The sequence below is a fragment of the Streptomyces sp. OfavH-34-F genome (assembly GCF_022347745.1).
Taxonomy (GTDB): Bacteria; Actinomycetota; Actinomycetes; order Streptomycetales; family Streptomycetaceae; genus Streptomyces.
Window position 1 is genome coordinate 1 of record NZ_JAKRGC010000418.1, and the last position, 4511, is coordinate 4511.

The 4511-nt window shown below is 74.0% G+C and carries 5 protein-coding genes, 1 pseudogene and 1 riboswitch; of the genes and pseudogenes, 3 read left to right on the plus strand and 3 right to left on the minus strand.

What is annotated here, in order from left to right; genetic code table 11:
* From MHW47_RS32385 to MHW47_RS32395, 3 genes are all read right to left on the minus strand, one after another.
* A partial coding sequence (locus MHW47_RS32385) for a cobalamin biosynthesis protein (protein WP_374230187.1) occupies positions 1 to 222 on the minus strand: 222 nt, incomplete at its 3' end.
* Between the two features lie 143 nt (positions 223 to 365).
* A riboswitch (cobalamin riboswitch) is annotated at positions 366 to 495 on the minus strand.
* A 151-nt stretch (positions 496 to 646) separates the two neighbouring features.
* Positions 647 to 880, minus strand: coding sequence for a hypothetical protein (locus MHW47_RS32390; RefSeq protein WP_239227423.1), 234 nt, complete (start codon positions 878 to 880; stop codon positions 647 to 649).
* Positions 881 to 912: 32 nt separating this feature from the next.
* Positions 913 to 2187: an inorganic phosphate transporter gene (locus MHW47_RS32395; RefSeq protein WP_239227424.1), complete on the minus strand. Its 1275-nt coding sequence runs from the start codon at positions 2185 to 2187 to the stop codon at positions 913 to 915.
* A 133-nt stretch (positions 2188 to 2320) separates the two neighbouring features.
* On the opposite strand from MHW47_RS32395, the gene MHW47_RS32400 reads away from it, so the two are divergent.
* The 3 genes and pseudogenes from MHW47_RS32400 to MHW47_RS32410 all read left to right on the plus strand — a co-directional run.
* The gene (locus tag MHW47_RS32400) at positions 2321 to 2977 is read left to right on the plus strand and encodes a class II aldolase/adducin family protein (RefSeq protein WP_239227425.1); all 657 of its coding nucleotides are present in this window, start codon (positions 2321 to 2323) and stop codon (positions 2975 to 2977) included.
* An 82-nt stretch (positions 2978 to 3059) separates the two neighbouring features.
* Complete coding sequence (locus tag MHW47_RS32405) at positions 3060 to 4187, plus strand: alpha/beta hydrolase (protein ID WP_239227426.1); 1128 nt, start codon at positions 3060 to 3062, stop codon at positions 4185 to 4187.
* A gap of 111 nt (positions 4188 to 4298) precedes the next feature.
* Positions 4299 to 4511, plus strand: a pseudogene (locus MHW47_RS32410) (hypothetical protein); the annotation flags it as partial.

Sequence of the window (4511 nt, forward strand, 5' to 3'; positions counted from 1 at the left end):
CAGCGCGCGGGCGGCCAGCGTTGCACCTCCGGCGGCGCCGCCGGCGCAGACCAGGGTGTGCAGGGCGCCCCAGCCGCGGTGGTCGCGCCAGAGCCGGTGTTCGACGGCCGCTGCGGCCCGCCCGAAGGCGGCCACCGGGTGCCCCCTGCGGGGGTCACCGAGCAGCAGGTCGCCGATCATCCCGGCCGTGGCGCCGTACGCGAAGACGCGATCGGCACGCACCGGTCAGCCGGCCGTCGTGCCTCGGCGGGACCTCGTACAGAAGGCCGCCGACGGGGGCGGCGGGGTGGCGGTCGCACGGCAGCCGGGCATGGCGATATGTCCTCACTCAGGGTCCGCGCCCTGGTTCGACGTGACGGCGACGAGAGTCTCCTGGCTCCCGGATCGGCGGTTCCCCCGGTCTTCCAGCCCGTTCGTGCGGGCCGTGACGCGCGGTGGGGGACCGCTCCCCGGTGACAGTGGCGGGACCGCGCCGGATTCGCACCGGCTTCCTCTGCTGTCGCCGTAATGGCTCCGGCAGTCCACCACGCGCCGCGAATGCCCGTCAACTCGCCGTTGACCTGCGGTGGCGCGGTGTGGCAGGACGCACATCGGGCCGGACGCGCACGTGGCGCGTCCGGCCCGAGGGCAGGGGAGGAGCGGGGCGTCAGGCGACGATCAGGTAGATGCCGTACGCGACCGCCGCCGCGCACAGCCCGAAGCAGACGTACGCCCCGGCGCGGGCCAGCAGGACCGGAGTGCCCGCCGGACCGCCCTGCGCGGCCGGGTCGGGCTGCTTGGAGAGGCCGACGATGCCCAGGGTGAAGAGGCCCACCAGGGCGACGGTGGTGACGAGGGAGACGCCGAAGACGGTGCCCAGGGCTGCCCAGTCGATGTTCATACGGGGTGTCCTTTACCGGAGTGCCGGGTCGCTCAGACCGTGGCGGGTCGGGCCGGATCGGCCGTGACGGGCGGGGTGGGCGCCGGGATGGTGGCGGAGAGGTCGTGGGCCGCCTGGGCCACGGTGGGCGGCGGGCTGACGGCCGCGATGGCCTGGGTGACCACGCCGGCCGGCTCGGCCGGGAGCGTGTCCTGCGCGGCGGGCGCGACGTCGCCGTGGCCGACCGGCTTGCGGCGCGAGATCAGCCAGATCGCCGCCGAGCCGCCGACCAGCAGCGCCGCGACGACCACGACACCCCAGGTGCCCTGCTTGGTGAGGAACTCGGCGCCCGCGCCGACCAGGCCCGCCGCCGGCAGGGTCAGGCCCCAGGCGACGAACATCCGGGTGGCGGTGGACCAGCGGACCACGCCGCCGGACCGGCCGAGGCCCGCGCCCATCACGGCCCCGGAGCAGGACTGGGTGGTGGAGAGGGAGAAGCCGAGGTGCGAGGAGGCCAGGATGACGGTGGCCGCGCTGGTCTGGGCGGCGAAGCCCTGCGGGGGCCTCAGGTCGGTCAGGCCGCTGCCCATGGTGCGGATGATGCGCCAGCCGCCCAGGTAGGTGCCGAGCGCGATGGCCAGGCCGGCGCTGACGATGACCCAGACCGGCGGGTTGGAGCCGGGGGACAGGACGCCGCCGGTGACCAGGGCCAGCGTGATGATGCCCATCGTCTTCTGCGCGTCGTTGGTGCCGTGGGCGAGCGAGACGAGCCCGGCCGAGGCGATCTGGCCGGCCCGGTAGCCCTTGGCGGTGGCCTTCTCCTGGGCGTCGTTCCGGATCTTCCCGCCGATCCGGTACGTGAGCCGGGTGGCCAGGAGCGCGGCGACACCGGCCACGAGCGGGGCGGCGACGGCGGGCAGCAGCACCTTGGTGACGACGGTGCCGCCGTTGACCGACGACCAGCCGGCGGACATCACCGCGGCGCCGATGAGGCCGCCGAACAGTGCGTGGGAGGAGCTGGACGGGAGCCCGACCAGCCAGGTCAGAAGATTCCACAGGATGGCGCCGACGAGCGCCGCGAAGATGACCTCGGTTCTGAGGCCGTCCTCATTGACGATCCCGCCGGAGATCGTCTTGGCGACCTCCACCGACAGGAACGCGCCGACCAGATTGAGAACGGCGGACATCGCGACCGCCGTCTTGGGTTTGAGGGCGCCGGTCGAGATGGTCGTGGCCATCGCGTTGGCGGTGTCGTGGAAACCGTTCGTGAAATCGAACACTAGAGCTGTCACGATCACTATCGCGAGCAGCAGCGTGATGTGTTCCATTTACCCAGGCAATCGTTCGACGTCATTGGCACGTGGAACGTAGGCAACTTGAGTGAACGGAAGATGAACTGAGCAGGGCGCTGTGGTGACCCCGGCCGCGGCGGCCGGGCGGGGCCCGGAAAGGATCTTCGAAATGAGCGGTGGACGGAACGGCGAGATCGCCCGCGGCTGGGAGGCCGTCGTCGCGACCGCCCGCCGGACGGCGGCCGAGGGACTCGTCGTCGGCACCTCCGGAAACGTCTCCCTGCGGGTCGGTGACACCGTGCTCGTCACCCCCAGCGGAGTGCCCTACGACCGGCTCCGCCCCGAGGACCTCACCGGCGTCGATCCGGAAGGCAACCAGATCCTCGGAAAACTGACCCCCACCAGCGAACTTCCCCTTCACCTCGCCATCTACCGGAACACCGACGCACGCGCCGTCGTGCACACCCACGCGGTGCATGCCACCGCCGTCTCCGCCCTCGTCACCGAGGTCCCCCCGATCCACTACGCCGCCGCCCTGCTCGGCGGCACCGTCCGGGTCGCCCCCTACGCCCGCTACGGCACCCCCGAACTCGCCGCGAACATGCTCGCCGCCCTCCGCGATCGCACCGGCTGCCTGCTCGCCAACCACGGCACCGTCACCCACGGCACCACCCTCGACCAGGCCTACGACCGCACCGCCCAGCTCGAATGGCTCTGCCGGGTCTGGCTCGCCGCCTCCTCCGTGCCCGGCCGCACCCCCGCCCTGCTCACCCCGGACCAGCTCGACGCCGTGACCCGGGCCCTCGAGGACTACGGCCAGCGCTGAGGCGGCACGGAAACGGGTGCGACCCGCCGCCGTACGGCCCTGCCCACTGGCATCGGACCGCCCCGACCCCGACACTGGGGGTGTGCGCCCGGTTACAGCGACGGCAGCGGCCGTCACCACACTCATCGGCGCCGGCGCGGCAGCCGTCGCGGCCGGCCGGATCGCCGGCGACGTCGCGCTGAAGACGCCGCCCGGACGCCCGCTCCCCGCCGACCGCGAACTCACCGTCCACGCCACGGCCGCCGGGCAGGTCACCCTGACCCGCTCCCTCACCTCGCTGCGCCCCGGCACCTACGGGCTCGCGGGCAAGGGCGTCCACGCCGTCGTCGGCCCCGTGCTCGACCGCGCCCACCAGGCCGCCGACACCGTCGTGCGCCGGCTGGAGCGCGTCGGCCACGGCATTCTGAGCCCCGGCGACAAGGTCCGCCTGACGCCCCAGGTGCACAGCGGCGACCCGGGCAGCGCGCTCGGCCTGCCCTTCCGCGAGGTGGAGATCCCCGGCGAACTCGGCTCCCTGCCCGCCTGGCTCGTTCCCGCCCCCCGCGCCACCTGGGTCATCACCACCCACGGCATCGGCACCACCCGCGAGCACCCCCTGAACGTCACGGGCTTCCTGCACGAACAGCAGCTCCCCGTCCTGGACCTGGCCTACCGCGGCGATGCCGGCGCCCCCCGCTCCCCGGACGGGCTCGGCCACCTCGGCGAGTCCGAGTGGCGCGATCTGGACGCCGCCATCCGCTTCGCCATCCGCAACGGCGCCGAGCAGGTCGTCCTCCACGGCTGGTCCACCGGCGCGACCATGGCCCTGCACGCCTGCGCCGGCTCCGCCCACCGCGACCGCATCGCCGGCCTCGTCCTCGACTCCCCGGTCCTCGACTGGACCGACACCCTGCGCGGCCTCGCCGCCGCCCGGGGCGTGCCCACCGCCCTGCTGCCGCTGGCCGTGCGCGCCGCCCAGGGCCAGACCGGGCTCAGCGGCACCGGACTCCTCGACACCTCGCTCCCGCTCAGCCTGCACGTCCCGACGCTGGTCTTCCACGGCCCCGACGACACCCTGGCCCCCTGGACGCACTCCCGCCGGCTCGCCGCGGGCCGCCCCGACGTCGTCACCCTGCACCCCGTGGACCACGCGCCGCACGCCTCGATGTGGAACGCCGACCCGGCCCGCTACGAGGAGACCCTGCGCCGCTTCCTCACGCCCCTGATGTGAAACCGATGGGCCGGTTCGGCCCTTTGGTACCGGTCGGCGCACGGGCCTGCGAAGACCGGTGAACCGCGTTCCGTTTGGGCTTTCGGGCCGTCAGGGGCAAGACTGCTCCCCGTGACGTCCCGTACCCCGCGCGACTCCAGGCTGCGACTTGTCCGCCCGCGACCCCTCACCACCGCTCGCAAGGCAGTGACCGCCCGGCGCACCAGGCCCGCGCCGCGCCCGCCCGAGGGCACCCCACCCCGGGCGGAACTGGCCCGCCAGGCCAGGACGGCCCTCGCCGACGCCGTACGGATCGCCCGCTGGGCGGCCGACGGGGGCGACCCC